Here is a 25283-nt window from a genome sequence, read left to right on the forward strand (position 1 = left end):
CGCGCAAACGGTTGGAACTGTTTGTGCGAGCGAGCGTTGACGCGGAAGTTTCGCGATTTGCTCGAGACCCTGCTCGGGTCCCAGGCTTTCAGGGCTTGATGATGCCTGGGTTATTGGCGGGATCGGACGAATCGGCGGGAGCGGGTGGCGCGGGCTCCGGCCCTTGCCCGGACGGAACCGCTGACGCGCCTGAAGGCGGCGGGCTCGCCGAATCATCAGGCGACGCCGTGCGGCCATCGCCAATACCATTGGCTCCTCCCGCATTCGACGAACCGACGGCACCACTGGCGTCGAGCTTGCCGCGCCACACCAGTTCGAATTGCGTGCCGTTCGGCTCGGTCTGCAGGATTCTCGCGGGGAGCCAGCCGAGCGAGGGCGCGAGCCACACGTCGATGCGGCGCCGGTCGCCCTCGCGGCGGGGCAGGCGTTTGAAATGGCGCGTATCGAGGTAGCCCTGAGCGGTGCGGATGGTTTCGTCGCCGATCGTCTCGACCGGCCAGTTTTCGCCGCTATCGCTATCGGCCACGAAGAATTGCCGCGTCACGCCCGGTTGGTAGGCGGCGGGATCGCCACGCACCAGGCTCGCAAGCTGCATCACCATGCTGAAACGGTCTTGCGCGCCGTCGGGCAGCGGCAGTGTGGTCGGCGTGCGCGTAAAGGCGATCTTTTTGTCGACGCGATTGAAGATCGAAATGTCTTCCGCGCGGCGGCCGCGTTTTTCGACGTACTGATCGGGCGCGAGGCCGAATGCGTCGATGCGGCCGTGGCTCGAATAGACGAATGTGCCGACGAACGGCAACGGCACGGAGACGACCATTTCGTAGTTTTGTGCGCTGCTGGACCAGTGGATCGTGCCGGGCTGGTTACGCACGCCGTTGTAGAACGTGTCGTATTGCAGTTCGCCGGATGGCGGAACGGAGAACTTCACGCCCGGTGATGCTTGCGGTGCGCTCGCGCCTGCGGGCGCGCTGGCTGCACCGGCGCCGCTGGCACCCGCATTGGAGTTCGCATTTGCGTTCGCATTGGGGGCGCTTGCCGCGGTGTCCGATGCAGCAGCCGGAGCTTGCGTCGCCGGCTGCAACGCCGTCAGCACATGCTCGCGCGGCTTGCTTGGAACTGCCTTATGCGTCGGCGCAGGTGTTGGTGCTTGCTGCGCGGCGGTCGGTTTCCGCTCGATGCGTTCAGGCGTCAGCAGCGCGACCTGCACGGGGACACGCTCGTTATCCGACGGATTCAGCGTCGCGCGGTTGCGCTCGAACCATTGCGCGGCGATCCAGTGCAGAACGGCCACCAGCACGAGAGCCGCAATCCACCGCCACGCGCGCGAGCCGGCGCGCTGCGCGGCGGGCGGCAGGCGGTCGGAGCGGCGGCGTGCGGTGAAGGGTGAGGCCATTTTTTGGCGATGAATGCGTGCGGAAGGAAGTGTCGGGATTGGACAACGCCTGTGGGCATGTGCGCGGCGGCTACCGTGAAAAACCGCCGCAAAAACCGCCGCCGAATGCCGCCGCAAAATGCCGCGAAGAACTGGCGGGCCGCATCGGCCCGCCGAGCCGCGAGGCCGGCAGCGAACGGATTCGACCGCGCCGCCGCAAACGATGTTCCGCGACGGCGAAATCGCACCCACGCCGAAGGCATCGAATCGCGTCAAGCTGGCAACGTCAGCGTGCCGGCCTTATGCCGCGCGGGCTCGAACCCTAGCGGGGCGTCGCACTATACCCCAACTCATACGAGAGCTTCTGCGCGCATTCGCGCAACGCCGTATCGATCTCGCCGCCCCAGCGGATATCGAACGCACCCTCATGGCCCAGCGCCACGATGCCGAGCGCGAGCTCGCCGGTGGAGTCGAACACCGGCATGCAGAAGGCGTGGATGGTCGGCAGCAGCATGCCTTCCACGCGTGCCGCTTCATGCCGCCGCACGTCGGCGAGCACACGCTCGACCTCTTCGTGCGTGCGCGGCCCGCCCATATGGGACGAGCGGCGCGAATCGGCCAGTTCGCGTTCGAGCATCGCCGCCGTCTTGCTCGACGGCAGATACGCGGCAAACAGCAGACCGGTCGCGGAGCCGAGCAACGGCATGACGTCGCCGAGTTTCAGCGATGCCTTGGCCGGATGGCTCGATTCCATCCAGTGAACCATTGTGGGTCCCTGATTGCCCCAGACCGCGATGCCCACTGTCAAGTCGAGCCGCTCGCGCAGTTCGGCGAGCGCAATGCGCGCGAGCTTCACGCCGTCGACGCGCGCGAGCCGCGCAAGCCCCAATTGCAACGCGAAGCCGCCCAGTTCGTAGCGACCCGACAGCGGATCTTGCGCGACCACGCCAAGGCGCAGAAAACTCACCAGATAGCGATGCGCCTTCGCCGGGCTCATGCCGGCGCGTTGCGCCAGATCGCGCAGCATCATGGCGCGCGGCTCGTGGGTCAGCACGTCGAGCAAGCGGAAACCGACTTCGATCGACTGAATGCCCGAGCGCAGTTTCTCCTCGCCGGTCTCGACGCTTTCGTCGTCGGTTTCCGGCGTATCGAGCGGCTCAGCGGAGTCGGCGTTGCTGTGAATCGCGCCGGAGCGGGCAGTTGGAGGCATGAGCGAGGCGCACGGAGCGCGTTTAAACGACGGTGAGAAAGGTGCCTTGATCGGCGTGGCTCGCGGCCGAAACCTGCAGTCGCTTGGGCCGCGCCGATTCACCATCGTAGAATAGATTCCTTCCATCGTCACCAACACGGTTCACTCCCCTATGAAACTTGCCACGCTGAAGGACGGCACGCGCGACGGCCAACTGATCGTCGTGTCGCGCGACCTGCATACCGCGGCCATCGCCGACGCGATCGCGCCCACGTTGCAGCGCGTGCTCGACGACTGGACCTTCTACGCGCCGCAATTGCAGGAACTTTACGAAGCGCTCAATCAGGGCCGCGCGCGCAACACCTTCGCGTTCGACGCGAAGGAATGCATGGCGCCGCTGCCGCGCGCATTCCAATGGGCCGACGGGTCGTCGTATGTGAACCATGTCGAGCTGGTGCGGCGCGCGCGCGGCGCGGAAATGCCGTCCGAGTTCTGGACCGATCCGCTGATGTATCAAGGCGGCAGCGACGACTTCATCGGCCCGAAAGACGATGTGCTGTGCGCGTCGGAAGCGTTCGGCATCGACTTCGAGGCGGAACTCGCCGTGATCACCACCGACGTGCCGATGGGCGCCACGCCCGACCAGGCGCTCCGAAGCGTGCGTCTGATCACGCTCGCGAACGACGTCTCGCTGCGCAATCTGATTCCCGCCGAACTGGCGAAAGGCTTCGGCTTTTTCCAGAGCAAGCCGGCCACCTCGTTCGCGCCGGTCGCCGTGACGCCCGATGAACTCGGCGAACATTGGCGCGAAGGCCGCGTGCATCGGCCGATGATCGTCCACTGGAACGGCAAGAAGGTCGGCCAGCCGGACGCGGGCACCGACATGGTGTTTCACTTCGGCCAGTTGATCGCGCACGCGGCGAAAACGCGCAATCTGCGCGCCGGGACGATCGTCGGTTCGGGTACGGTGTCGAACAAGGACGCGAAGCGCGGCTACTGCTGTATCGCCGAGAAGCGCTGCCTGGAGACCATCGAGCACGGCGCGCCGCAAACCGAATTCATGCGCTACGGCGATACCGTGAAGATCGAAATGTTCGATGAAGCCGGCAAGTCGATTTTCGGTTCGATCGACCAGGGCATCGCGCCGCTGGATTGAAGCGGCGAAAGGGTTTCGCCCGATGCCGCGGCCCCGGCGCGCCGCTACACTGACTGGCGCGGCCGCACGCCTCGGGGTGGCCCGCCGCCGTTCATCGCGAGCGTCGGCGCGCGCGGTACAAACAATCAGCAAACAAGCCGCAAAAAAAGCAGCACGACATCGGCAGTACATCAAAAAACGAAAGACCGACGTGAGGAGACAGCATGCCGCGACTTGAATCCTTTGAACCTGCAACCGGAGACGCTCGCGCTTGCGCCGCGAAAGCCCGCACGGGCAAATCGCGTCTTGCGCTTCAGGGTATCGCCGCCGGACTCGGCGCCGCGCTCGCCGCGTCATGGCCCGCCCTGGCGCTCGCGCAGGTAAAGATCGGCCTCGTGTTGTCGCTGACCGGACCGGCCGCATCGCTCGGCATTCCCGCCCGTGACACGGCCACGCTGCTGCCCAGACAGATCGGCGGCCAGAGCGTCGAATACATCGTGCTCGACGACGCGTCCGACACCACCCAGGCGGTGCAGGACACCAAGAAGCTGATTTCGGAGAATCGCGTCGACGCGATCATCGGCTCCTCGATCACGCCGAATTCGCTGTCGATGATCGACGTGGTCGCCGATGGCGAAACGCCGATGATCTCGCTTGCGTCGTCGGCGAAAATCATCGAGCCCGTGGACGCCAGGCGCCATTGGGTCTTCAAGACGCCGCAGACGGACGCGATGATGGCCTCGGCCATCGCCGAACACGCCAGCACGCGCGGCGTCAAGACGATTGCGTTCATCGGCCAGGCCGACGCGCTCGGCGAGACGTTCTACGTCGAGGTCGCGAAGTTCGCGCAGTTGCATCGCATCAACGTGGTCGCGAGCGAGCGTTTTAACCGCACCGATCCGAGCGTGACCGGCCAGGTCCTCAAGATTCTCGCGACGAAGCCCGACGCGGTGGTGGTGGGCGCCGCCGGCACGCCCGCCGCGTTGCCGCCGAAGACGCTCAGGGAACGCGGCTACAAAGGGCTGATCTATCACAATCACGGCGTCGGCAACAACGACTTCCTGCGCGTGTGCGGCGCCGATTGCAACGGCACGTTCCTGCCCGCCAGCCCGGTGCTGGTGGCCGCGCAATTGCCGGCCGATCATCCCGCGAAACGCCTCGCGCTCGACTACATCGCGCGCTTCGAAGCGCTGCGCGGACCGGGCAGCGTGTCGGCGTTCGGTTCGTACACGTGGGACGCGGGCATGCTGCTCAGCAACGCCGTGCCGATCGCGCTGAAGACGGCCGCGCCGGGCACGCCAGAGTTTCGTCGCGCGCTGCGCGATGCGCTCGAAGGCACGCGCGGTCTCGCGGACACCAACGGCGTGGTCAACATGAGCGCCACCGACCACCTCGGGCTCGATCAACGAGCGCGCGTGATGGTCGAAATCAGAAACGCGAAGTGGGTTTATCAGTCGCGCTGAACGGGTTTTTAGCGCAGCGGTTTCAACCGATGCATCGATCGACGGATTACCTGCCATGTCTCACGCACCCCATCGCAACGACGCGCATTACGCGCACTACCAGGCGCTTCAATTGCACCGCCATCCGCACGGCGTGCTCGAAGTCGTGATGAGCGGCGAGGGCGCGAACCGCAGCGCACTCGCCACCGCCGACGCGCGGATGCATTTCGAGCTCGCGGAAATCTGGCGCGACATCGATCGGGATCCTCAAGTGCGTGTCGCGATCATTCGCGGCGAAGGCAAGGGCTTTTCGGCGGGCGGCGATCTGCAACTGGTCGAGGACATGGCGACCGATTTCGACGTGCGCGCGCGCGTGTGGCGCGAGGCACGCGATCTGGTCTACAACGTCATCAACTGCAGCAAGCCGATCGTCTCGGCGATGCACGGCCCGGCGGTCGGCGCGGGGCTCGTGGCGGGCCTGCTCGCCGATATCTCGATCGCGGCGAAGACGGCGCGCATCATCGACGGGCATACGCGTCTGGGCGTCGCCGCCGGCGATCACGCGGCGATCATCTGGCCGCTGCTGTGCGGCATGGCGAAAGCGAAGTATTACCTGATGCTGTGCGAGCCGGTGAGCGGCGCGGAAGCGGAGCGGATCGGCCTCGTATCGCTCGCGGTCGACGAAAACGATCTGCTGCCCAAGGCCTTCGAGGTCGCGCGCAAACTGGCCGACGGCTCGCAAACGGCGATTCGCTGGACCAAGTATGCGTTGAACAACTGGCTGCGCTCGGCGGGGCCGGCGTTCGATACGTCGCTCGCGCTGGAGTTCATGGGGTTTGCCGGGCCGGATGTGCGCGAAGGCGTGAGTTCGCTGCGCGAGCGGCGCGCGCCCGACTTCGGCGGAGCGGATCCGTGGAGTGGGCGGCCGCAAAAGTCGGCCCGCGGCGCTGCGTCGGACGACGAGAATTCCTGAGGCGCGGCGGCGCGCGGCCTACGCAGCGTATCAAGATGCGCCGGCAAAAAACGGCCACGAGCGAGACGCAAAAGCAGGCGCCTCGCACGGTATCATCGAATCAGACGCGCGCGGGACGGCGCTATTTCCTTCCCTTCAAGCAGCGAGGCGACAAGCATGACCGATACACCTGGCTCCACGCCGCCCTTTCCCGGCTTCCCTGGCTTTCCGCCCGCTGAAATGCTCGACCAGATGTGGGGCATGATGCGGCTCTCTCCGTTCGGCTCGGCTTTTTCCGGCGCGCAACCCGGCGCCGGCCTCGGGCCGTCGCTCTCGATGATGTCCGACATGATGGCGCCGCTCACCAGCGTCGAGGAACTCGACAAGCGCATTACCGACATGCGCGCCGTCGAGCAATGGCTCAAGCTCAATCTGAGCATGTTGCAGTCCGCCATTCAGGCGCTCGAAGTGCAGCGCGCGACGCTCGCCACGTTGCGCGCGTTCGGCGCGTTCGCGCAGGCGTCGATGGAACAGCCGGCTGCATCCGCCGCGCCGAGCCCGTCACCGGCGACCGGCTGGCCGCATTCCGACGCGCCGCGTCCAGCCTCTAGCAGTGCCGGGCCATCGGGGGCATCGTCTCCGGGCGCGGCCGAATCGGCGGGCGATCAGGACGAGGCCCCCGCGACCACTCCCTTCGACGCCTCCGCGTGGTGGAACCTGCTGCAATCCCAGTTCAATCAGATCGCCCAATTCGCGATGACACAGCCCGCGGCGGGCGCCGCAACAGACAGTTCGCCGACGGAGTCCCCGGAAGAGGAGGCGAAAGCGCCGGCGTCGGAAGGCGCGCAACCGCCTGACGCGCGCGAGGAGCCCGAGTCGGTGCCGCGAGCCGCGCCCAGGCGACCGGCGGCGAAGCGGGCATCGACATCCACGAAGCGCGCGGGCAGCGCGAGCGTGAGCCCGCGAGTCGCGAAAAAGTCGGTTTGACGGCGGCAATGAAACGGGGCGCGACTGGCGCGGCCTGACATAGACGACGCAAAGCGCGCAAAAGACGCACGAACGGGCGGTGCCTATTCAATCGAGAACTTCACCGCCTGTCATGGTTTTGCCCCAGATCGTCCACCACACTCGCTGGATCGCGTGGTTCATTGAGGCAGGTCAATCGGGCACCGCACTTGCGGCCGCTACCGCGAGGGTCCCGTAAAGTCAGCGTGCTATGATTGTGTAAGCTTTATCTGGCTTTTGGGCGTGCGCTGAAAACAACCAATCCAGCCGCCCTTGCTCCATTCGTCGCCGGCACCACCGGCGCAGGGCTGGACGGTGCGGCTTCATCGCAAAACTGGCTCGACCTCAGGCACAGGGTATCCCTCACCCACGGTTGGCCGCGCAGCGCGTCATCAAGATCAGGCGCCCGCGCAAACGCCCGGACTTCTTGCTGCCCGGCGCATCCAGGCAGCCGATTACCGCGTAAAATTGAATGCTTGGCCGGCGAACGGTGCGTTCGTTCGTCGTCAGCAAAAGTGCTACATGTAGTAGTGACAGACACAGACAGTATGCGCAGAACAGGGGTGGGACTATGAACACCATGCTTTATCCGGAACTTTATAAATCGCTCGAATCCGTTCGATGGGACATGGAGAAAGACATTCCCTGGGACAAGTTCGATGCATCGCTCTTGACCGACGAGCAGGCCGCGACGATCAAGATGAACGCGATCACCGAATGGTCGGCGTTGCCCGCCACGGAAATGTTTCTTCGTGACAACCACCACGACAGCGATTTCTCCGCGTTCATGAGCGTGTGGTTCTTCGAGGAGCAAAAGCATTCGCTGGTGCTGATGGAGTATCTGCGCCGCTTCAAACCGGAAATGTGTCCGACGGAAGAAGAACTGCACGCCGTGCGTTTCGAATTCGATCCGGCGCCGCCGCTCGAAACGCTGATGCTGCACTTCTGCGGCGAAATCCGCCTGAATCACTGGTATCGCCGTGCGGCAGAGTGGCACACCGAGCCGGTCATCAAGCATATCTACGAAACCATTTCGCGCGACGAAGCGCGTCATGGCGGCGCTTATCTGCGCTACATGAAGAAAGCAATGGCGCAGACCGGCGACATCGCGCGCGCGGCCTTCGCCAAGATCGGCGTGTTGATGGCGTCGGCGCGCCGCACCGAAAAGCCGCTGCACCCCACCAATCTGCACGTGAACCAGGCGCTGTTCCCGCGCGACACGATTCAGTCGCGTCTGCCGGATCCGGAATGGCTCGAACGCTGGCTCGACGAGCAAATCCGTTTCGACGACGGCTGGGAAAAGAAGGTGGTCGAACGTATCCTGCACAATCTGTCGATCCTGTTCGAGCGCACGTTCAATACGGCGCAGGAATTGAATCGCTACCGCAAGGAAGTGGTTGCGCGCTTGCAGGCCGACCAGAAATCGGCTGGGCAGCCGGCTTGATGGCTGTGAATTCGCTGGCTTGAGTTTGCCGGTATGAGTCGACTCCGGCGGCGCTCGCGCCACGAACAGGTCTTACGGTTTCAAAGAACGGTCCGGCAGGCGTGAGCTTGCCGGACCGTTTTGCTTCGTGCCGCCCAACGTGTATCGTGGCGGCACTTTCCCGTTTCTTTCCGACTCCGTCATGGCTGCTACTTTCGAACGCAAGATTCTCACGCGCGATGCGCTGGTCGAGCTCCGTCCCTCGTTGAGCGCGCCGGTGGTATTTACCAATGGGGTGTTCGATATCCTGCATCGCGGGCATGTCACGTACCTGGCGGACGCGAAAGCGTTGGGCGCCTGTCTGATCGTCGGCGTGAATAGCGACGCCTCGGTCCGCATGCTAGGCAAGGGCGACGATCGGCCTATCAATAACGAGGCTGATCGGATGGCTCTGCTGGCGGCTCTGGAGAGCGTCGATTACGTCGTGTGCTTCGGCGAAAAGACGCCTGTCGAGTTGATTTCGGCACTGCGGCCGGACGTGCTCGTCAAGGGCGGTGACTACGACATGGATGCGTTGCCCGAGTCGGCCATCGTGCGCGGATGGGGCGGGAAGGCGTTGGCGATCCCGTTCGAGCATGACCGCTCGACCAGCGCGCTGCTGAAGAAGGTTCGCACGCAAGGCTGAACGACGCGCTCGCGCGCCGCGCAAGTCTGATGCGCTTACGCGCTGCCTGGCCCCCTTCGAGTGTCTGCTTACTGAGGCAAGGCCGATGCCGCGATCGGCGCGGCCGGCGCCGGGCCGCCGACTACCGGCTGGTCGGCGGCCTGAGCCGGCGTGATGGGTTGAACGCGCAACCACTCCGGATGGACTTGCCGGTTCAAATGGTTAGGCTCGCGTCCTCCGGCTGTGGGCGGGGGCCCGAATACGCCGCGCACCGCGACGAACGCCAGCAGGTTGGCAAGAAAGAGTATGGCGATCAGCCAGCGCAGCATTGTTGTTCTCTCACTCCGAAAATCGGGCCGCCGTTATCTTGATGGGCGGAACTCAGGCGCCGCGTTGCATCGCGCGTTCGGCGGCAATCAGCGCAAGACCGGACAGCACGAGCGAATCGTGGCGAGTATGCGGCACTTTGAGCGCGCTTGTCACTTCATCGGCGGCGCCGCCGCTCACTACCAGACGCACCGGCACCTGCCATTCTTCCTGCAAGTCGCGCCACATCCGCTCGATCAAGCCGGCTTGCGCCAGCGTGCAACCGGCCGACAGCGAACGCGGCGTGTCCGTCGCGAAGAACGGGCCGCGGTGCGCCGCCCGGAGCGTGCCGCCGGCGTCGAGCAGGCCGCGCGCCGCGTCGGCGTCGAGCGTCGGCAGTTGCGCGGTGTGCTCGCCCAGTGAGCGCATCATCAAGGTCCAACCCGGCGCGATCAGGCCGCCGACAAAACAGCCGTCCGCCCGCAACGCCTCCAGCGTGGTCGCCGTGCCGAACGTCGCGATCAGCAGAGGTTCGCCGGGAAACGCCGCGTGCGCGCCGATCATGCCGGCCCAACGGTCGCTGCCGAGCGCGTGCGGCGTGGTGTAGCTGTTGGTCACGCCGCATTGCCGCGCGCAGGCGCGAATCGTCGTGAGCGGCAATTGCGGCCAGTGAGTGGCAAGCAGCGCTGTGATCCGCGCCGCGACGCCATCGCCCGCGACGTTCGATAACCATGCGCTGCCGGGCGTCGGCAAGTTCGACCACTCAAGAGCGTCTTGCGCGCCGTCGTGCGCCAGCGCCCCCGACGCGATCCGCGCGCCGTCCGCCTGCACCAAAGCCCACTTGATGCGGCTATTGCCCGCATCGATCAGCAGATAGGGCGCACCGTTCGTCATGCGGCACCGTCGGCGAGACGCAGCGAGACGTCGCCGGTGGCGATGGCCTGGCGGCCCGCAGCCGTGTCGAGCAGCAATTGACCCCGCTCGTCGACGCCCGCCGCCACGCCGCGCGCCAGTTCCTCGCCTTGCTCCAGCAACACGACTTCGCGCCCCGCGTACGCATGCACGGCGTTCCAGCGCGCCTGGAACGGCGCGAAGCCGTCGGCGCCGAAGCGCTGCAGCGCGGGTTCGAGCGCGTTCAGTTCGGCGGCGAGCGTGTCGGTGAGATTCGCGTTGGGCAGTGCGCGTTGCAGTGCCGTCGGCGCGGTGCCGCGCGCCTGCGGCGGCGTGCCGGCGTTCAGTGCGCCGACCTTGGCCGCCAGTTCGTCCGCGCCCTTCACGTTGGTGCCGATGCCGATCACGACGGCGCTGGCCTCGTCGGTACTCCACGCGGTTTCGATGAGGATGCCGGCCAGTTTGTCGCCTTCGAGCAGCACGTCGTTCGGCCACTTCAGCGCGATCTGGCCGGGACCCGCGACCGGCAGCGAACGCAGCCCGTCGACCAGCGCCACGCCGACAGCGAGACTTAGCCCCGCCAATCCTTCGAGAGGGCGCGGCAGCACGCACGCCACCGAAAACAGCAGCGCATTGCCGGGCTCCGCATACCAGGGCCGGCCGCGGCGCCCGCGCCCGGCCGTTTGCAGATACGCGACCCGCACGATCGGACGCGGCAGCGCGCCGGCCTTGCGCGGCAACGCCTTGACGCGGGTCATGAGGTCGGCGTTGGTCGAGCCGGTTTCCTCGACGATTTCGATCGGCCAGTCATGCGCGTGCGGGCCGAACAGCGCGACGGCGCGCTCGCGATCGATACGCCAGTCGGCAGCCGCGGCGGCCCGGGATGAGGTCTTGTCAGCGTTCATGTCCGGTATTGTAGCGACAGCCAACCGGGCCGGCCGCCGGCACGATCTATCCGCCGCGCCTTCGCTACAATGGCCGCTTAATCCGATAACCAGATTCCTGCGATCCTTGAACTACGACACTCCGCCCGGCCTTGAAGTCGCGGCCGGCAGCCAGGGCAAGATCGTCCGGCTCTCGGGCCAGTGGACGGCGCTCGCGCTCGCGCGCGACCGCGCGACCGGACACGTGATTCCCCAGTTGCGTTCGCTGATAGGCGCCACGGGCATCCGCCAGTGGGACCTCTCGGGCATCGACCGGATGGACCACGTGGGCGGCCAGGCGCTATGGCGCGTGTGGGGCCACCGGATGCCGCCGGACACCGAGCTCACCGATACGCAGCGCGATATTTTCGAGCGCATCGCGCTGCTCGACACGGCGCGCGAAACGGCCGAGCCGGTCGTCAAGTTCGATCCGTTCACGCGGCTCGGCCTCGCGATCTTCTCGTTCTTCGAGCATCTATATGGCGGCGTCGGCATGCTCGGGCGCGTCGTGCTCGATCTGCTGGCGATCGTGCGCAAGCCGAAAATCACGCCGTGGACCGAGATCTCCGCGAACATCTACAACGCCGGCACCCGGGCGCTGCCGATCACCGCGCTGGTGGCGTTCCTGATCGGCATCGTGCTCAGCTATCTGTCCGCGCAGCAACTGCGGCTCTTCGGCGCGAATCAGTACATCGTGAATATTCTCGGGCTCTCGGTGATCCGCGAACTGGGGCCGGTGTTGTCGGCGATCCTGGTGGCGGGCCGTTCGGGCTCGGCGATCACCGCGCAGATCGGCGTGATGCGCGTGACCGAGGAACTCGACGCGATGCGCGTGATGGGCATTCCGCACGGGCTGCGGCTGATCCTGCCGCGCGTGATCGCGCTCGGCGTGGCGATGCCGCTGCTCGTGATGTGGACCAACATCATCGCGCTCGCCGGCGGCGCGCTGGCCGCCAAGATCGTGCTCGGCATCGACATGAGCTACTTCGCGCGCGCGTTGCCGGGCGTGGTGCCGGTCGCGAATCTGTGGATCGGCCTCGGCAAGGGCGTCGCATTCGGCATGCTGATCGCGCTCGTCGGCTGCCATTTCGGGTTCCGCATCAAGGCCAATTCGCAGAGTCTCGGCGAAGGCACGACGACTTCGGTGGTGACCTCGATCACCATCGTGATTCTCGCGGACGCGGTGTTCGCGATCCTCTTCCAGAACGTGGGGCTCGGATGATCGCGCCGCTTACCCAGGCCGTGCGCGGCCAGCCGATGCCCTCGATCGCCGAGCCGGTGATCGAGGTGATCGACGTGACCAAGCGCTACGGCCGCAACATCGTGCATCAGCACCTGAATCTGGACGTGCGGCGCGGCGAGATCGTATCGATCGTCGGCGGCTCGGGCTCCGGCAAAACCACGCTGGTGCGGCAGATTCTCGGTTTGGAGCGGCCGTCGTCGGGCACCATCAAGCTGTTCGGCGAGGACCTCGCGACCATCTCGCCGGAAACCGCGCTGCTGATGCGCAGCCGCTCCGGCATGCTGTTTCAGCGCGGCGCGCTGTTCTCGTCGCTTTCGGTATTCGACAACATCGCGCAGCCGGTGCGCGAACTCGGCCAGGTGCCCGAGGACCTGTTGCGCGACATCGTGATGCTCAAGCTGGAAATGGTCGGTCTGCCGTGCAAGCACGCGTCGAAGATGCCGTCGGCGCTGTCGGGCGGAATGATCAAGCGCGTGGGCATTGCGCGCGCGATCGCGCTGGAACCCGAACTACTGTTTCTCGACGAACCGACCGCCGGGCTCGATCCGCAGGCGTCCGATGAATTCGTCGAACTCATCTCGGCGCTGCATCGCGCGCTGGGTTTGACCGTGGTCATGGTCACGCACGATCTCGACACGATGGTCGCGCTGTCCACCCGCGTCGCGGTGCTGGCCGATCGCAAGGTGCTGGTCGCCGCGCCGGTCGAGGAGGCGGCGGGCGTCGATCATCCTTTCATCCGCGAATATTTCCTCGGCCTGCGCGGGCGCCGCGCGTTGCAGGCGCTGCCGCCGGAGCGCCGCGCGAAACTGCCGCGCGCGGCGCTCGAACCGGCGTCGTCCGAATTGCCGCTGTGAACCAGGGAACCTGACAATGGAAAACAAATCACACGCCTTCTGGGCGGGGCTCTTCACGATCGTCCTGCTGGTTGCGATCGCGGTGGCGGCTTTTTTGTTCAACGTCGACCGTTCCGTGCGGGTGCCGTACGATCTGATCGCGCGCACCAACGTGACGGGTCTTTATACCGACGCGGCGGTGCGCTATCGCGGGCTCGACGTCGGCAAGGTGCAGTCCATCAAATTCGACCGGGCTCATCCGGGGCAGATTCTGATCCGCATCCTCGTCGACACGCACGCGCCGATCACCCATTCGACTTTCGGCAGCCTGGGCTTCCAGGGGGTGACGGGCATTGCCTTCATCCAGCTGGACGACAGCGGGCGCGATCCGTCGCCGCTGCCGTCGTCGCCCAAGCAGGTCGCGCAGTTGCCGATGCGTCCGGGCTTGCTCGATCAATTGCAGCAACGCGGCGACGTGCTGCTGCGCAAACTCGAAAAAGTCGCGGACGACGTCGATAATCTGCTGTCGCCGGAAATGGCCGCTCAACTGCAAGGCACAGCGGCCAGCATCCAGAAGGCCGCCGACGGTGTGGCCACGCTGACCCAGCAGGCGGCGCCGGTCGCCGGCAAGCTGCCCGCCACGATCGACCAACTGGATCGCACGCTCGCGTCGACCAATCAGTTGATCACCAGTCTGAACCGCCCGGACGGTCCGTTCGAGACCAACCTCAACAAGGTCGGCGCGGCGGCGCAGCAGGCGGGCGACGCGTTGACGTCGATGAACGGCTCGCTGCAGGAGTTGTCGGCGCGGGTCGGCTACGACACCTTGCCGCGCGTCAATTCGCTCGCCGAGGACGTGCGCTCGGCGGCCCGTTCGGTGGACCGCGCGGCCGATACGTTGAGCAGCAATCCGCGCAGCGTGCTGTTCGGCGCGCCGGGCGCGGCGCCCGGACCTGGCGAGGCCGGTTTCAAGTGGCCCGCCGCCCGCGCCGATAAATGATTTGAAGGTTTTGAGGAAGGAAGATGGTTATGTCACGCTCGATTCACCGATTGTTGTCCTCGGGATGGTCCACGCGCGCCGCGCTGGCGGCGCTGCTCGCGTTCGGCGTGCTGGCCGCGGGTTGCGCGGGTAATCCTGCGGCAATCTCGGACATCCGCTACGATTTCGGCCCGCCGAATCAGGCCGCTTCGGCGGGCCAGTTGCCGGCTGTGAAGATACTCGACGTCAGCGCGCCGGGCATGCTCGAATCCGACAAGCTGATCTACCGGCTCAGCTACGCCGACGCGCAGCAAACCGCCGCCTACGCGAACAGCCACTGGACGATGCCGCCCGCGCAGTTGCTGACCCAGCGTCTGCGCAACGCGCTCAGTTCGAACGGCACCGTATTGACGGGCGCGGACGGCGTGCGCGCACCGGTGCTGAAGGTCGATCTGAGCGAGTTCGAGCAGGTTTTCGACAGCAGTTCCCAGAGCCACGCCGCAGTCACCGCGCGCGCCACGCTGACGCAGAACGGCAAGGTGATCGGCCAGCGCACGTTCGTCTCGCGTGCGCCGGCCAGTTCGTCGGACGCCGCCGGCGGCGCGCAGGCGCTCGCCACGGCCAGCGACGATCTGGTCGCGCAAATCGGCGCATGGCTCGGCGTGCAGGCGCTGGTCGCCGCGCAATGACCTCCCGGCGGCGCACGCAACGGAGCGCTGCATGAGCGAAAAGCCCTGGCAGCGGCGCCCGTCGGCGCTCTCCCGGCAGGCGCTGGTGCTGTATGCCGCGCTGATCGTCTACGGTTCGTGGTATCCGTTTTACGGTTGGCGCTCGCTCGGCCTCGCACCGTTCGCCTTTCTGTCCGATCCCTTGCCGCAGTACCTCACGGCCTTCGACGTGATCACCAACGTGCTCGGCTACATGCCGTTCGGCGCGCTCGTGGTGCTCGCGGTCTATCCGCGCTGGCGCGGCCCGCTGGCGGTCGCGCTGGCCTTCGTGCTGGGCGGACTGCTGTCGGGGACCATGGAGGCGGTGCAAACCTATCTGCCCACGCGCGTCGCTTCCAACGTCGATCTGGCCGCCAACGCGCTCGGTGCGCTGCTCGGCGCGGCGATCATGTCGCCCGCCACCGGCGCGCTGCTCGATCGCGGCTTGTTGCGGCGCTTGCGGCTCCTCTGGTTCGAACGCGACCGTGCGGCGCTCGCGTGCCTCATCTTCTCGTGGCCTTTCGCGACGATGTATCCGGCGCCCCGCCTGTTCGGTCTCGGCAACTGGCCGCGCGCGTTGTGGCTGCGCTTCGATTCGACGACACAGGATGCGCTGCTCGCATGGACGCCGCTGCGCTGGCACGTCGGCGCATGGCCGGCACGGGTCGCCGCGTGGCTGCCCATCGACCTGTGGGAAGCGGCGATCACCACCCTCAATCTGTTTGCCGCGCTCGCGCTGGCGTCGCTGGCGGTGCGCCGTCATGCGCCGCGCGTGCGACTGTTGATCGCGTTCATCGTCATGACCTTGGGCGTCAAGGTGGGCGCGACGTTTCTACAGTCGCAGTCGGGTCTGACATTCGACTGGGCGACCTCCGGCGCGCTCGCCGGGCTTGCGTGCGGCACCGTCGCGGCGCTGCTGGCGCTGCGCTTGCGGCGCCGTTCGCGCGCGGCGCTCGCGGCCTGCGCGCTGACGGTCGCGCTGGTGTTCGTCAATCTGCTGCCGGTGAATCCGTATTTCGACGTCGTGCTGGCGGACTGGCGGCAGGGGCGGTATCTGCATTTCAACGGTCTCGCGCACTGGCTCGCGTGGATCTGGCCGTATGCGGCGCTGGTGTGGCTCGCGTTCGTCGTCGAGCAGGCGTGGCTCAAGCGGCGCGTGACGCACGTTTGACGGCGCGTGGGGCGCCGGTTTGCCCCGGCGCGTGAAGAAGCCGGTGCGGCCGCCACCTCCATGCGTAGCGCGGACCCGCCGAAGCACGGCCCGCCGCCAGCGATCGCGAGCCCCGCTCGCTATAATCGTCCGCATTACCGACAGGCGCGCCGTGGCGCATCCAGCGCCTTTTCCACTCTTACAGCCTCGCCACCGCACACATGGATTCCTTCTACAAGTACCACGTTTTCTTCTGCCTCAATCAGCGCGAACCCGGCGCCGATCGCCCAAGCTGCGCGAACTGCAACGCCCAGGCGATGCAGGAGTACGCGAAAAAACGCGTGAAGCAACTGGGCCTCGCCGGCCCCGGCCAGGTGCGCATCAACAAGGCCGGCTGTCTCGACCGCTGTGAACTCGGCCCGACGCTCGTCGTGTACCCCGAAGGCGTCTGGTACACGTATATCGACGAGAGCGACATCGACGAAATCGTCGATTCGCATCTCGTGAACGGCAAGATTGTCGAGCGTCTGAAAATCGATCAATAAGCGTCCCCATGAACGTACACACGAAGAAGTATCTGATCGACGGCCCGGTCGGCAAGATCGAGGTCGCGCGCGATCTGCCCGACGGAACCCGTGAAAACGGCGCCGCGCCGCGCGGCATTGCGCTGGTCGCGCATCCGCATCCGCTGTTCGGCGGCACGATGGACAACAAGGTCGCCCAGACGCTGGCGCGCACGCTCGTGCAGTTGAACTACGTGACATATCGCACGAATTTTCGCGGCGTCGGGCAAACGCAAGGCGAGCATGACGCGGGCATCGGCGAGCGCGACGATCTGCGCGCCGTGATCGATCACATGCGCGCCGAAGCCGGGCAGGGCGATCTGCCGCTCGTGCTCGCGGGTTTTTCGTTCGGCACGTTCGTGCTGTCGCACGTCGCCGCGAAGCTGCGCGAGGAAGGCCAGGCAATCGAGCGCATGGTGTTCGTCGGCACGGCGGCGAGCCGCTGGGAAGTCGCGCCGGTGCCGGACAACACGCTGCTGATTCACGGCGAAACCGACGACACCGTTCCCATTCAATCCGTTTACGACTGGGCCCGGCCGCAGGAATTGCCCGTGATCGTGATTCCGGGCGCCGAGCACTTTCTGCATCGCAAGCTGCACATTCTCAAGCGGATCATCGTCGACGCGTGGCGCTGAAGGGCGGGCAGCGCGCGTTTTCCGGGGTACAGGTACGCACAAACCGCAATTAATCGCCGCGCCCCGCGGATGGTTGGCGAGATAGCGCGCGTATAATGGGCGCTCTTTTTTGGGCGCAGCGCCGCCCACCCGGCAGTTCGCGCGACGCGTGGTTTCTTCTCGCGCGCAGCGGTGCCGGATGCGGGCGTGCTGTGCGAACCGACCGCGTGGCCGGAAGTCCAACGGGCGCCGCGCCGTTTTACGGCCAGACGCTCGCCGACCGGCTCTTCCAACAATGCGCCCTGCGCACGATGTACTTTTCCGCACGAATCGACCCTATGCGTTTCTCCACTTTCGGCCGCACGTCATTTCCATCCGCTGTTTCCTTCGTTCCTAATACGCTTGGCCGTGCCGTCACCCTCGGCATCGTGTTGCCGGCAACCCTCGTTGCCAGCACCGCGTTCGCGCAAGTGCCGCCGCCGGCGGTGAACGCGCGTTCGTGGGTACTCGTCGACGCGACCAGCAACCAGGTGCTCGCATCCGGCAATCCCGACGAGCGCGTGGAGCCGGCGTCGCTCACCAAGCTGATGACCGCGTATCTCGTCTTCGAGGCATTGCAGACGAAGAAGATCACGATGGAGCAAACGGTGATGCCGGGCGAAGCGGTGCGCCGCGTTCGCACCGACGAATCGCGCATGTTCATCGAATCGAATAAGCCGGTCACCGTGCACGACCTGGTGTACGGCATGATCGTCCAGTCGGGTAACGACGCGGCGATCGCGCTGGCCGAACTGGTCGGCGGCAGCGAGTCGCAGTTCGTCAACATGATGAACACCGAGGCGCAGCGCCTCGGCATGAAGAACACCCATTTCGCCGACGTGAACGGCATGCCCGATCCGCAGCACTACACCACCGCGGGCGACCTCGCGGTGCTGTCGGCGCGTCTGATTCGTGACTTTCCCGACTACTACAACATCTTCTCGGTCAAGGACTTCACGTACAACAAGATCAAGCAGCCGAACCGCAACCGTCTGCTGTGGATCGACCCGACGGTCGACGGTCTGAAGACCGGCCACACGCAAGCTGCCGGCTACTGCCTGATCGCGAGCGCGAAGCGTGAGCTGCCGGGCACGCCCGGCGCGGCGCGCCGTCTGGTCACGGTGATGATGGGCGAGCCGAAGGAGCACGACCGCGTGCAGGACAGCCTGAAGATGCTGAACTACGGCTACACCGCGTACGACACGGTGCGTCTGTACAAGGCGGCGCAGGTGGTGGGCACGCCGCGCGTCTACAAGGGCGCGCAGGACACCGTGCAGATCGGCGTGAAGAGCGATCAGTACATCACCGTGCCGAAGGGCATGGCCGACAAGGTGAAGCCGCAGATCGAGCAGATCGATCCGCTGATCGCGCCGATCGCCAGCGGTCAGCAGGTCGGCACGGCGAAGCTGGTTGCGGACGGCAAGGTGCTGGCGCAATTCCCGGTGGTCGCGTTGCAGGCCGTGCCGCAAGCCGGCGTGGTGGGCCGCGTGTGGGATTCGCTGATGCTGATGTTCAACAAGAAAAAATAAGCGCCCAATCGCGATGACCGCCCTTTCCGATGTTTCGCTCGACCCGATCGTTTATCTGAACGGCGAACTGGTGCCGTTGTCCGAAGCGCGCGTGCCGGTTCTCGACCGCGGCTTTATTTTCGGCGACGGCATTTATGAAGTCGCGCCGCTGTATGCGCATGCCGGCGGCCGCACGGCGTTCCGTTTCACGCAACATCTCGCGCGCCTCGCCCGGTCGGTCGACAAGATCGGCATCGTCAATCCGTTTGGCGACGCCGGCTGGCGCGAGTTGATCGAGCGCGTGGTCGCGGCGAACGAAGCGGACGCCGGCCTCAGCCCCGAGCAGGACGCGATCGCCTACATCCAGGTCACGCGCGGTGTCGCGAAGCGCGCTCACGCGTTTCCGGCCGGCATCCAGCCGACCGTGTTCGTGATGGTCACGCCGCTCAATCTGCCCGGCGCCGCGCAGCGCGCGCAAGGCGTGCGCTGCGTGAGCGCCGAAGACCGTCGCTGGCTCAATTGCGACATCAAGTCGGTGTCGCTGCTCGGCAATGTGCTGATGGCGCAATACGCGGCGGAAAACGACGCGTTCGAGACGATCCAGTTTCGCGACGGCATGCTGACCGAGGGTTCGTCGTCGAACGTGTGGATGGTGAAAGACGGTGTGTTGTCCGCGCCGCCGCGCAGCCACAAGATTCTCGAAGGGATTCGCTACGGGCTGATCGAAGAACTGGCGAGCGAGTGCGGCATCCGCTTCGAGGCGCGCGAGATCGCCGAAGCCGAATTGCGCGCGGCCGATGAGATCATCGTCAGCTCGGCCACCAAGGAAGTGCTGCCGGTCACGCAACTGGACGGTCAGCCGGTTGGCGACGGTAAGCCGGGCGCGGTGTTTGCGGCGCTGTACGCGGCGTATCAGCGCGCCAAGGCAAAGCAGGCGCGAGAAGCGCGGCAAGGAGTGGAAAATGAGTTCCGTGAACGAATCATTGCTTGAGTTTCCGTGCGATTTCCCGATCAAGATCATGGGCAAGTCGCACCCCGAATTCACCGAGACGATCGTCACGGTGGTTCGGCAGTTCGATAGCGAAGTCGACGCCGCAAACGTCGAGACGCGGCCGTCCAGCAGCGGCAATTACACCGGCCTGACGGTGACGGTTCGCGCCACCAGCCGCGAACAGCTCGACAATATCTACCGCGCGCTTACCGGTCACCCGATGGTGAAGGTGGTGCTTTAACGCCTGCGCGAGCGTCACGGCGCGGCGCGCAAGGCGTTCGCCGTCTGCTCGGTGCCTGCCGCGGGCCGCGCCTCGCAAGCCCGCTCGAAAAGCTGTTTGAAGCGGCCCACCTCGTCGAATACCCAGTCGCGGAACGCCTTGACCCGCGCGGTTTCGAGCATCTGCGGCGGGCAGATGAAGTAGTACTGCCACGGGCTCGGCCCATCCACATCGAATAGCCGCACGAGGCGCCCCGCGGCGATTTCGTGCATCGCCAGCGAGCGGCGCGTGAGCGCGACCCCCTGGCCGTCGATGGCCGCTTGCAAAAGATTCGACGAATCCTGATACAGCACGCCGCGTTTCGGCTCCGGCCAGTCGGTGAGGCCGGCGGCGTCGAACCACGGACGCCACAATTCGTCGTCGGAGCGCAGCAGCGGTACCTTGGCCAGATCGGTCGGCGTTTGCGGTAGCTTGCCGCCGTTGAAGGTCGGCGCGCACGCCGGAAAGAAAATCTCCTCCAGCAGAAGCTCCGAATGCAGCCCCGAATATTTGCCGAAGCCGAAACGGATCGCCACGTCGACGTCGTCGCGCGCGAAGTCGGTTAGCGCGTTGGTGGACAGCAGTTCGAGATCCCACTGCGGATGCGCTTCAATAAAGCTGCCGATGCGCGGCGTCACCCAGCGCGCCGCGAACGAAGTCAGCATCGACACGACCAGCCGCCGCTCACGGTCGCCCGCGCGGATTTCGCGGGTGGCGTCGGCGAGCGCCATGAGCGCCGAGCGCACCTGTGCGGCGTAGCGCCGGCCGGTTTCGGTGAGCCGCACGCGTTTGCCGTCGCGGGCGAACAGCGAGACGCCCAGTTCGGCCTCGAGCGCACGAATCTGATGGCTGACGGCGCCGTGGGTGACGAACAGTTCGTCGGCGGCGCGCGAGAAGCTCTCGTGGCGGGCGGCGGCCTCGAATGCCTTGACTGCGTTCAGCGCGGGTAATTGCCGGAGATCCATCGAAATTTTTCTCACATAGAGGTGAAAATAGATCGTTTTGCGTCAACCCTTGCTACGCCTACGATTGTAGCCATGAAACGATTTTTGGCGAGGGCATCATGCGAGAAATTTCCTCTAGCATTGCGTTTGAAATCCGCCGTGGCGAAACGGTTCCGATGAAGGTGGCGCGCAGCACCAGGCTCGTCGTGCAAGGCGGCGCGGTCTGGGTGACACGCAGCGACGACACGGAAGACTATTGGCTGCAACCCGGCCACACGCTACGGCTTCGGCGCGGCGAGCGGCTTTGGCTGAGCGCCGAGGACAGCGCGCAGGCGAACGTGATGTTTTCCGTGCCGACGCGCTGCGACGAACGCGCGTTGAACTGGTTCGCCCGGGTTGGCGAACGGCTGGCGGCGCGCATGCGCGGCGGCTGGCGGACGGTTTGAGCGGGGAATCGCGCACTGGCAGGCCGCGGCGCGCGGCCTGCCGCGCATGTCCGGCGCAGGCCGCGCTTCCGGCGTTCGCCTCGGCGTCGCCGCCGCGCCCGGCGGGGATCGCTGGTTTTCGGTAAACTAGCGCCACCATGTGCGCCACCCCGGTTTCCCCGTCTCCATTGTCCGCCACGGCGCCGCTCACGCTGCGCTGGCGCGGCGGCGAACCTTACGAAGCCAGTTTCGAAGCCATGCGCGCATTCACCGACGCGCGCACGGCCGACACTCCCGACGAAATCTGGCTGGTCGAACATCCTCCCGTCTTCACCTTGGGCCAGGCCGGCGATCCGTCGCATCTGCTGGCGGCCGATAGCGGCATTCCGCTCGTCAAGGTGGACCGTGGCGGTCAGATCACGTATCACGGGCCCGGTCAGGTGGTGGCCTACCTGCTGCTCGATTTGCGCCGCCGCAAACTGATGGTTCGGGAACTGGTCACGCGGATCGAGCAGGCCGTGATCGACACCCTCGCGGCGTATAATCTCGCCGGAGAACGCAAGGCGGGCGCCCCCGGCATCTACGTGGCGCCTCATCCGCAAGCCGGCTTGCACGCCGGCGCGAAGATCGCCGCGCTGGGTCTGAAAATCCGCAACGGCTGCAGCTATCACGGCGTGAGCCTCAATGTGAACATGGACTTGCGGCCGTTTCTGGCCATCAACCCATGCGGCTACGCGGGGCTCGAAACAGTCGATATGGCGACGCTCGGCGTTGCCGCCGGCTGGGACGACGTGGCCCGCACCCTTGCAGCACGCCTCACCGCAAACCTCGACGGCAGTCCCGCGGCCGTCGCCCAACCGCAGGCCGGTGCGATCACCGCCTGACTGGACCGAACGAATGACTGACGTTACCGCGAACCTCGCAACTTCTCCCGCCGCCGAAGCCGTGCCGGCTTCCGCCGCCTACGACGCCACCGCGAAGCAGAAGGCACAAGCCAAAACCGCCCGCATTCCGATCAAGATCGTCCCAATCGAAAAATTGAAGAAACCGGATTGGATCCGCGTCAAGGCGGCGACCGGCAATTCGCGCTTCTACGAAATCAAGCAGATTCTGCGCGAGCACAATCTGCACACGGTGTGTGAAGAAGCAAGCTGCCCGAACATCGGCGAATGCTTCGGCAAGGGCACCGCGACCTTCATGATCATGGGCGACAAGTGCACGCGCCGCTGCCCGTTCTGCGACGTCGGCCACGGCCGCCCCGATCCGCTGGACACCGAGGAGCCGGGCAACCTCGCGCGCACCATCGCCGCGCTGAAGCTGAAATACGTGGTGATCACCAGCGTCGATCGCGACGATTTGCGCGACGGCGGCGCGGCTCACTTCGTGGAGTGCATTCGGCAGACGCGCGAGCTGTCGCCGGAAACGCGCATCGAAATTCTGACGCCGGACTTCCGCGGCCGCCTGGATCGCGCGCTCGGCATTCTGAACGCCGCACCGCCCGATGTGATGAACCACAACCTCGAAACGGTGCCGCGTCTGTACAAGGAAGCGCGTCCGGGTTCGGATTACGCGCATTCGCTGAAGCTGCTGAAGGACTTCAAGGCGCTGCATCCGGACGTCGCCACCAAGTCCGGCCTGATGGTCGGCCTCGGCGAAACCGAGGAAGAAATCCTGCAAGTGATGCGCGACCTGCGCGAGCACGACGTGGACATGCTGACGATCGGCCAGTATCTGCAACCGTCGGAACATCATTTGCCGGTGCGCTCGTATGTGCATCCCGACACGTTCAAGATGTACGAGGAAGAAGCGTACAAGATGGGCTTCACGCATGCCGCCGTGGGCGCGATGGTTCGATCGAGCTACCACGCCGATTTGCAGGCGCACGGAGCAGGCGTGGTCTGAGCGGGTTGATTACGGTCGGTTTGAAAAAAGCAAAGCCCGCACATGTTGCGGGCTTTGTTCTTTTTGGCAAGCGAACTGTGAGCGCTGGAATCATGCGCTCACGGAACATGCGAGCGGACTACCGATAGTAGCGCGCGAGCAGCATTGAGATCGAAGCCAGCGTTGCACCAATTAACGTGAACGGGTACATGAGGTCGATAAAGCGATTGCGCAGCGCGCGATTCTCGATGAGGTGATCGATCAGATTCGGCATGTTGGCTCTCCCTGTTAGGCTCGGTGAAAAAGTATAGTGCAATCGTCCTGGTATTGGTTAGGCTAGCGAATAATGAGATGCGGAGAAAGAGGCGGCGACGGCTGCGGTCATGAATAGCGAAAACCACATCAGCCTTCGGTCGCACGGTTCTTCGCTGTCGTTTCGCGCGGGGTGATACACCGCGTCAGCCGCAGCGAACGATACGAGGATCGACGCCACGATGATAAACAACACATGCCAGACCAGCCCCGCCAGCATGAAAGCCAGCGAGCCGTCGGTTCGTGCGTCGCCTAGCGCAGAGTCAATCTCATAACAAGCGCTCGCGCACATCGAAATGACGACCCAGAGAAGCTGTCCGTCTTTGATGGCTTTTATCGCAACGCCCTGCGACGCCCGCCGAAAAACGCGCGATAAACTCAACAAGGGCAGCAGTGCAATCGGCCCAAACACCGGCACGCCGACATTGAAGAACAGCCAGCTCAAACAACTGAATACGAAGACCATGGCGGATGCGAAGAATGGCAACGCGAAGATCATCGCGCTGCGTGCCGCACGCGGTCAATCTGCCGAACGGCCAGCTTGCGCAACTGGATATCGACGCGTCATCATTCGCGAGAACCCATGCAGTGCCCGCTATAGGTTGCTCAGTCGCGGCATCCAGGCGCTGGAGCCGCGGTTAACACCGTCGAGGCGACGCCTGTCGATTCAAGCAAACAGCTCGATCACCGGCCAGCCGCGTTCTGCCGCAATCGCTCGCAGCCGCGCGTCGGGATTCGTCGCGACCGGGTGCGTGACGCGCTCCATCAAGGGCACGTCGTTGATCGAGTCGCTATAGAAATAGCTCTGCGGAAAATCCTGCAAGCAATGGCCGAGCGACGCCAGCCAGTTCTCGGTGCGCGTGATCTTGCCTTCGCGAAAAGTCGGCACGCCCACTGAGCTTCCGGTAAAGCGCGCGAGCGGATCGCCGTGTTCCGTGTCGAGTTCGATCCCGAGCAGATGCTCGAAGCCCAGCGCCTTGCCGATCGGCTGTGTGATGAACACATTGGTGGCGGTAACGATGCAGCACAAATCGCCCGCCTCGATATGGCGTTGCACGAGTTCGCGCGCGGCCGGCAGAATCGCCGGCGTGATCACGTCCCGCATGAACTGCGCATGCCATGCGTCGAGTTGCTCGCGCGAGTGGCGGGCGAGCGGCGCCAGCGTGTAGTTCAGATAGTCGGTCATATCGAGCGTACCGGCCACGTACTGCCGGTAATACTCGTCGATCTCTTGCGCGTGCCGCGCAGCGCCCTCTATGCCCAGGCCCGCAATGAAGTGAGCCCACGCCTGATCGCTGTCGAGCGGCAGCAGCGTGTGGTCCAGGTCGAACAGCGCAAGATTGCGGCTCATCCAGCGTCCTCGTGATCAAGTGGGCGAACGAAGTAAGTAGCGGAGCGATGAACGACGAAACATGCGTCCACAAAGGTCGACGCCATTCGTACACCGCGTGCCACCGAGCGTATATTTAAAAGCACAAAATTACAATAAGGCAAAATTGTGCAACACTACTGTCATACGCCCCGGGTGCCGGT

General features: G+C 65.2%; 28 protein-coding genes. 19 read left to right on the forward strand and 9 right to left on the reverse strand.

Annotation, left to right across the window (positions count from 1 at the left end; all coding sequences use genetic code 11):
• Window positions 1–88 precede the first annotated feature (88 nt).
• Both BUE39_RS14265 and BUE39_RS14275 read right to left on the reverse strand, forming a co-directional pair.
• Complete coding sequence (locus tag BUE39_RS14265; RefSeq protein ID WP_073429317.1) at window positions 89–1393, reverse strand: DUF3108 domain-containing protein; 1305 nt, start codon at window positions 1391–1393, stop codon at window positions 89–91.
• Between the two features lie 301 nt (window positions 1394–1694).
• Entirely contained in the window at window positions 1695–2714 is a 1020-nt protein-coding gene (locus BUE39_RS14275; protein WP_412534863.1) for an IclR family transcriptional regulator, read from the reverse strand.
• Window positions 2715–2733: 19 nt separating this feature from the next.
• Here BUE39_RS14275 and BUE39_RS14280 point away from each other — a divergent pair, with 19 nt between their 5' ends.
• From BUE39_RS14280 to rfaE2, 6 genes are all read left to right on the forward strand, one after another.
• The gene (locus BUE39_RS14280) at window positions 2734–3717 is read left to right on the forward strand and encodes a fumarylacetoacetate hydrolase family protein (protein WP_073429320.1); all 984 of its coding nucleotides are present in this window, start codon (window positions 2734–2736) and stop codon (window positions 3715–3717) included.
• A gap of 203 nt (window positions 3718–3920) precedes the next feature.
• Complete coding sequence (locus BUE39_RS14285) at window positions 3921–5159, forward strand: ABC transporter substrate-binding protein (RefSeq protein WP_073429321.1); 1239 nt, start codon at window positions 3921–3923, stop codon at window positions 5157–5159.
• A gap of 55 nt (window positions 5160–5214) precedes the next feature.
• Window positions 5215–6111: an enoyl-CoA hydratase/isomerase family protein gene (locus tag BUE39_RS14290; protein WP_073429322.1), complete on the forward strand. Its 897-nt coding sequence runs from the start codon at window positions 5215–5217 to the stop codon at window positions 6109–6111.
• 156 nt (window positions 6112–6267) lie between these two features.
• Window positions 6268–7077, forward strand: coding sequence for a PhaM family polyhydroxyalkanoate granule multifunctional regulatory protein (locus tag BUE39_RS14295; protein WP_073429323.1), 810 nt, complete (start codon window positions 6268–6270; stop codon window positions 7075–7077).
• Window positions 7078–7666: 589 nt separating this feature from the next.
• Window positions 7667–8539 carry a ferritin family protein gene (locus BUE39_RS14300; RefSeq protein WP_073429324.1) on the forward strand — a complete coding sequence of 291 codons (873 nt, stop codon included), beginning with the start codon at window positions 7667–7669 and terminating at the stop codon, window positions 8537–8539.
• Between the two features lie 181 nt (window positions 8540–8720).
• On the forward strand, window positions 8721–9203 hold the full coding sequence (gene rfaE2 / locus BUE39_RS14305) for a D-glycero-beta-D-manno-heptose 1-phosphate adenylyltransferase (protein ID WP_073429325.1): 483 nt from the start codon (window positions 8721–8723) through the stop codon (window positions 9201–9203).
• A 68-nt stretch (window positions 9204–9271) separates the two neighbouring features.
• Here the strand turns inward: rfaE2 and BUE39_RS14310 are convergent, their stop codons facing one another.
• The 3 genes from BUE39_RS14310 to BUE39_RS14320 are packed head-to-tail and all read right to left on the reverse strand — an operon-like array spanning window position 9272 to window position 11284.
• Window positions 9272–9511, reverse strand: coding sequence for a hypothetical protein (locus BUE39_RS14310; protein ID WP_073429326.1), 240 nt, complete (start codon window positions 9509–9511; stop codon window positions 9272–9274).
• 52 nt (window positions 9512–9563) lie between these two features.
• Entirely contained in the window at window positions 9564–10382 is an 819-nt protein-coding gene (locus tag BUE39_RS14315; protein ID WP_073429327.1) for a type III pantothenate kinase, read from the reverse strand.
• Window positions 10379–11284 carry a biotin--[acetyl-CoA-carboxylase] ligase gene (locus BUE39_RS14320; protein ID WP_073429328.1) on the reverse strand — a complete coding sequence of 302 codons (906 nt, stop codon included), beginning with the start codon at window positions 11282–11284 and terminating at the stop codon, window positions 10379–10381. Before BUE39_RS14320 ends, BUE39_RS14315 begins: the two co-directional genes overlap by 4 nt.
• A gap of 106 nt (window positions 11285–11390) precedes the next feature.
• Here BUE39_RS14320 and BUE39_RS14325 point away from each other — a divergent pair, with 106 nt between their 5' ends.
• The 10 genes from BUE39_RS14325 to BUE39_RS14370 all read left to right on the forward strand — a co-directional run bounded on the left by BUE39_RS14325 (window position 11391) and on the right by BUE39_RS14370 (window position 20170).
• Window positions 11391–12524, forward strand: a complete 1134-nt coding sequence (locus tag BUE39_RS14325) for an MlaE family ABC transporter permease (protein ID WP_073429329.1) — start codon at window positions 11391–11393, stop codon at window positions 12522–12524.
• On the forward strand, window positions 12521–13399 hold the full coding sequence (locus tag BUE39_RS14330; RefSeq protein ID WP_073429330.1) for an ABC transporter ATP-binding protein: 879 nt from the start codon (window positions 12521–12523) through the stop codon (window positions 13397–13399). Before BUE39_RS14325 ends, BUE39_RS14330 begins: the two co-directional genes overlap by 4 nt.
• 16 nt (window positions 13400–13415) lie before the next feature.
• A complete protein-coding gene (locus BUE39_RS14335; RefSeq protein ID WP_073429331.1) occupies window positions 13416–14378 on the forward strand; it encodes an MlaD family protein in 963 nt (320 codons plus the stop codon).
• Window positions 14379–14407: 29 nt separating this feature from the next.
• Window positions 14408–15046 carry an ABC-type transport auxiliary lipoprotein family protein gene (locus tag BUE39_RS14340; protein ID WP_073429332.1) on the forward strand — a complete coding sequence of 213 codons (639 nt, stop codon included), beginning with the start codon at window positions 14408–14410 and terminating at the stop codon, window positions 15044–15046.
• A 31-nt stretch (window positions 15047–15077) separates the two neighbouring features.
• Entirely contained in the window at window positions 15078–16235 is a 1158-nt protein-coding gene (locus BUE39_RS14345) for a VanZ family protein (RefSeq protein ID WP_073429333.1), read from the forward strand.
• Window positions 16236–16435: 200 nt separating this feature from the next.
• Window positions 16436–16759, forward strand: coding sequence for a (2Fe-2S) ferredoxin domain-containing protein (locus tag BUE39_RS14350; RefSeq protein ID WP_073429334.1), 324 nt, complete (start codon window positions 16436–16438; stop codon window positions 16757–16759).
• Between the two features lie 8 nt (window positions 16760–16767).
• On the forward strand, window positions 16768–17412 hold the full coding sequence (locus BUE39_RS14355) for an alpha/beta hydrolase (protein ID WP_073429335.1): 645 nt from the start codon (window positions 16768–16770) through the stop codon (window positions 17410–17412).
• A 317-nt stretch (window positions 17413–17729) separates the two neighbouring features.
• Complete coding sequence (locus BUE39_RS14360; RefSeq protein WP_073429447.1) at window positions 17730–18959, forward strand: D-alanyl-D-alanine carboxypeptidase family protein; 1230 nt, start codon at window positions 17730–17732, stop codon at window positions 18957–18959.
• A 13-nt stretch (window positions 18960–18972) separates the two neighbouring features.
• Window positions 18973–19929 (forward strand): D-amino acid aminotransferase, encoded by a 957-nt coding sequence (locus tag BUE39_RS14365; protein WP_073429336.1) that lies wholly within the window; start codon window positions 18973–18975, stop codon window positions 19927–19929.
• A complete protein-coding gene (locus BUE39_RS14370) occupies window positions 19901–20170 on the forward strand; it encodes a DUF493 family protein (protein WP_073429337.1) in 270 nt (89 codons plus the stop codon). The genes BUE39_RS14365 and BUE39_RS14370 overlap by 29 nt, the downstream gene beginning before the upstream one ends.
• A gap of 14 nt (window positions 20171–20184) precedes the next feature.
• Here the strand turns inward: BUE39_RS14370 and BUE39_RS14375 are convergent, their stop codons facing one another.
• On the reverse strand, window positions 20185–21153 hold the full coding sequence (locus BUE39_RS14375) for a transcriptional regulator GcvA (protein WP_073429338.1): 969 nt from the start codon (window positions 21151–21153) through the stop codon (window positions 20185–20187).
• Window positions 21154–21251: 98 nt separating this feature from the next.
• Here BUE39_RS14375 and BUE39_RS14380 point away from each other — a divergent pair, with 98 nt between their 5' ends.
• The 3 genes from BUE39_RS14380 to lipA all read left to right on the forward strand — a co-directional run bounded on the left by BUE39_RS14380 (window position 21252) and on the right by lipA (window position 23459).
• Complete coding sequence (locus tag BUE39_RS14380; RefSeq protein ID WP_073429339.1) at window positions 21252–21578, forward strand: DUF2917 domain-containing protein; 327 nt, start codon at window positions 21252–21254, stop codon at window positions 21576–21578.
• 137 nt (window positions 21579–21715) lie between these two features.
• A complete protein-coding gene (gene lipB, locus BUE39_RS14385; RefSeq protein WP_073429340.1) occupies window positions 21716–22441 on the forward strand; it encodes a lipoyl(octanoyl) transferase LipB in 726 nt (241 codons plus the stop codon).
• Window positions 22442–22454: 13 nt separating this feature from the next.
• Window positions 22455–23459 carry a lipoyl synthase gene (gene lipA, locus BUE39_RS14390; protein ID WP_073429341.1) on the forward strand — a complete coding sequence of 335 codons (1005 nt, stop codon included), beginning with the start codon at window positions 22455–22457 and terminating at the stop codon, window positions 23457–23459.
• Between the two features lie 118 nt (window positions 23460–23577).
• On the opposite strand, the gene BUE39_RS35900 is transcribed toward lipA, so the two are convergent.
• The 3 genes from BUE39_RS35900 to BUE39_RS14400 form a co-directional block, all read right to left on the reverse strand.
• Entirely contained in the window at window positions 23578–23712 is a 135-nt protein-coding gene (locus BUE39_RS35900; RefSeq protein ID WP_268801995.1) for a hypothetical protein, read from the reverse strand.
• A gap of 57 nt (window positions 23713–23769) precedes the next feature.
• Window positions 23770–24249 (reverse strand): hypothetical protein, encoded by a 480-nt coding sequence (locus BUE39_RS14395; protein WP_235004878.1) that lies wholly within the window; start codon window positions 24247–24249, stop codon window positions 23770–23772.
• 168 nt (window positions 24250–24417) lie between these two features.
• Window positions 24418–25101 carry a histidinol-phosphatase gene (locus tag BUE39_RS14400; RefSeq protein WP_073429342.1) on the reverse strand — a complete coding sequence of 228 codons (684 nt, stop codon included), beginning with the start codon at window positions 25099–25101 and terminating at the stop codon, window positions 24418–24420.
• Between the last annotated feature and the right edge of the window lie 182 nt (window positions 25102–25283).

Source organism: Paraburkholderia terricola, from assembly GCF_900142195.1.
GTDB classification, from domain to species: Bacteria; Pseudomonadota; Gammaproteobacteria; order Burkholderiales; family Burkholderiaceae; genus Paraburkholderia; species Paraburkholderia terricola.

Bases quoted from the DNA above. Each gene is read 5' to 3' on its own strand.
- BUE39_RS14265 (WP_073429317.1), bottom strand. From the start codon at position 1,393: ATGGCCTCACCCTTCACCGCACGCCGCCGCTCCGACCGCCTGCCGCCC.
- BUE39_RS14280 (WP_073429320.1), top strand. From the start codon at position 2,734: ATGAAACTTGCCACGCTGAAGGACGGCACGCGCGACGGCCAACTGATC.
- BUE39_RS14285 (WP_073429321.1), top strand. From the start codon at position 3,921: ATGCCGCGACTTGAATCCTTTGAACCTGCAACCGGAGACGCTCGCGCT.
- BUE39_RS14290 (WP_073429322.1), top strand. From the start codon at position 5,215: ATGTCTCACGCACCCCATCGCAACGACGCGCATTACGCGCACTACCAG.
- BUE39_RS14295 (WP_073429323.1), top strand. From the start codon at position 6,268: ATGACCGATACACCTGGCTCCACGCCGCCCTTTCCCGGCTTCCCTGGC.
- BUE39_RS14300 (WP_073429324.1), top strand. From the start codon at position 7,667: ATGAACACCATGCTTTATCCGGAACTTTATAAATCGCTCGAATCCGTT.
- rfaE2 (WP_073429325.1), top strand. From the start codon at position 8,721: ATGGCTGCTACTTTCGAACGCAAGATTCTCACGCGCGATGCGCTGGTC.
- BUE39_RS14310 (WP_073429326.1), bottom strand. From the start codon at position 9,511: ATGCTGCGCTGGCTGATCGCCATACTCTTTCTTGCCAACCTGCTGGCG.
- BUE39_RS14315 (WP_073429327.1), bottom strand. From the start codon at position 10,382: ATGACGAACGGTGCGCCCTATCTGCTGATCGATGCGGGCAATAGCCGC.
- BUE39_RS14320 (WP_073429328.1), bottom strand. From the start codon at position 11,284: ATGAACGCTGACAAGACCTCATCCCGGGCCGCCGCGGCTGCCGACTGG.
- BUE39_RS14330 (WP_073429330.1), top strand. From the start codon at position 12,521: ATGATCGCGCCGCTTACCCAGGCCGTGCGCGGCCAGCCGATGCCCTCG.
- BUE39_RS14335 (WP_073429331.1), top strand. From the start codon at position 13,416: ATGGAAAACAAATCACACGCCTTCTGGGCGGGGCTCTTCACGATCGTC.
- BUE39_RS14340 (WP_073429332.1), top strand. From the start codon at position 14,408: ATGTCACGCTCGATTCACCGATTGTTGTCCTCGGGATGGTCCACGCGC.
- BUE39_RS14345 (WP_073429333.1), top strand. From the start codon at position 15,078: ATGAGCGAAAAGCCCTGGCAGCGGCGCCCGTCGGCGCTCTCCCGGCAG.
- BUE39_RS14350 (WP_073429334.1), top strand. From the start codon at position 16,436: ATGGATTCCTTCTACAAGTACCACGTTTTCTTCTGCCTCAATCAGCGC.
- BUE39_RS14355 (WP_073429335.1), top strand. From the start codon at position 16,768: ATGAACGTACACACGAAGAAGTATCTGATCGACGGCCCGGTCGGCAAG.
- BUE39_RS14360 (WP_073429447.1), top strand. From the start codon at position 17,730: ATGCGTTTCTCCACTTTCGGCCGCACGTCATTTCCATCCGCTGTTTCC.
- BUE39_RS14365 (WP_073429336.1), top strand. From the start codon at position 18,973: ATGACCGCCCTTTCCGATGTTTCGCTCGACCCGATCGTTTATCTGAAC.
- BUE39_RS14370 (WP_073429337.1), top strand. From the start codon at position 19,901: ATGAGTTCCGTGAACGAATCATTGCTTGAGTTTCCGTGCGATTTCCCG.
- BUE39_RS14375 (WP_073429338.1), bottom strand. From the start codon at position 21,153: ATGGATCTCCGGCAATTACCCGCGCTGAACGCAGTCAAGGCATTCGAG.
- BUE39_RS14380 (WP_073429339.1), top strand. From the start codon at position 21,252: ATGCGAGAAATTTCCTCTAGCATTGCGTTTGAAATCCGCCGTGGCGAA.
- lipB (WP_073429340.1), top strand. From the start codon at position 21,716: ATGTGCGCCACCCCGGTTTCCCCGTCTCCATTGTCCGCCACGGCGCCG.
- lipA (WP_073429341.1), top strand. From the start codon at position 22,455: ATGACTGACGTTACCGCGAACCTCGCAACTTCTCCCGCCGCCGAAGCC.
- BUE39_RS35900 (WP_268801995.1), bottom strand. From the start codon at position 23,712: ATGCCGAATCTGATCGATCACCTCATCGAGAATCGCGCGCTGCGCAAT.
- BUE39_RS14395 (WP_235004878.1), bottom strand. From the start codon at position 24,249: ATGATCTTCGCGTTGCCATTCTTCGCATCCGCCATGGTCTTCGTATTC.
- BUE39_RS14400 (WP_073429342.1), bottom strand. From the start codon at position 25,101: ATGAGCCGCAATCTTGCGCTGTTCGACCTGGACCACACGCTGCTGCCG.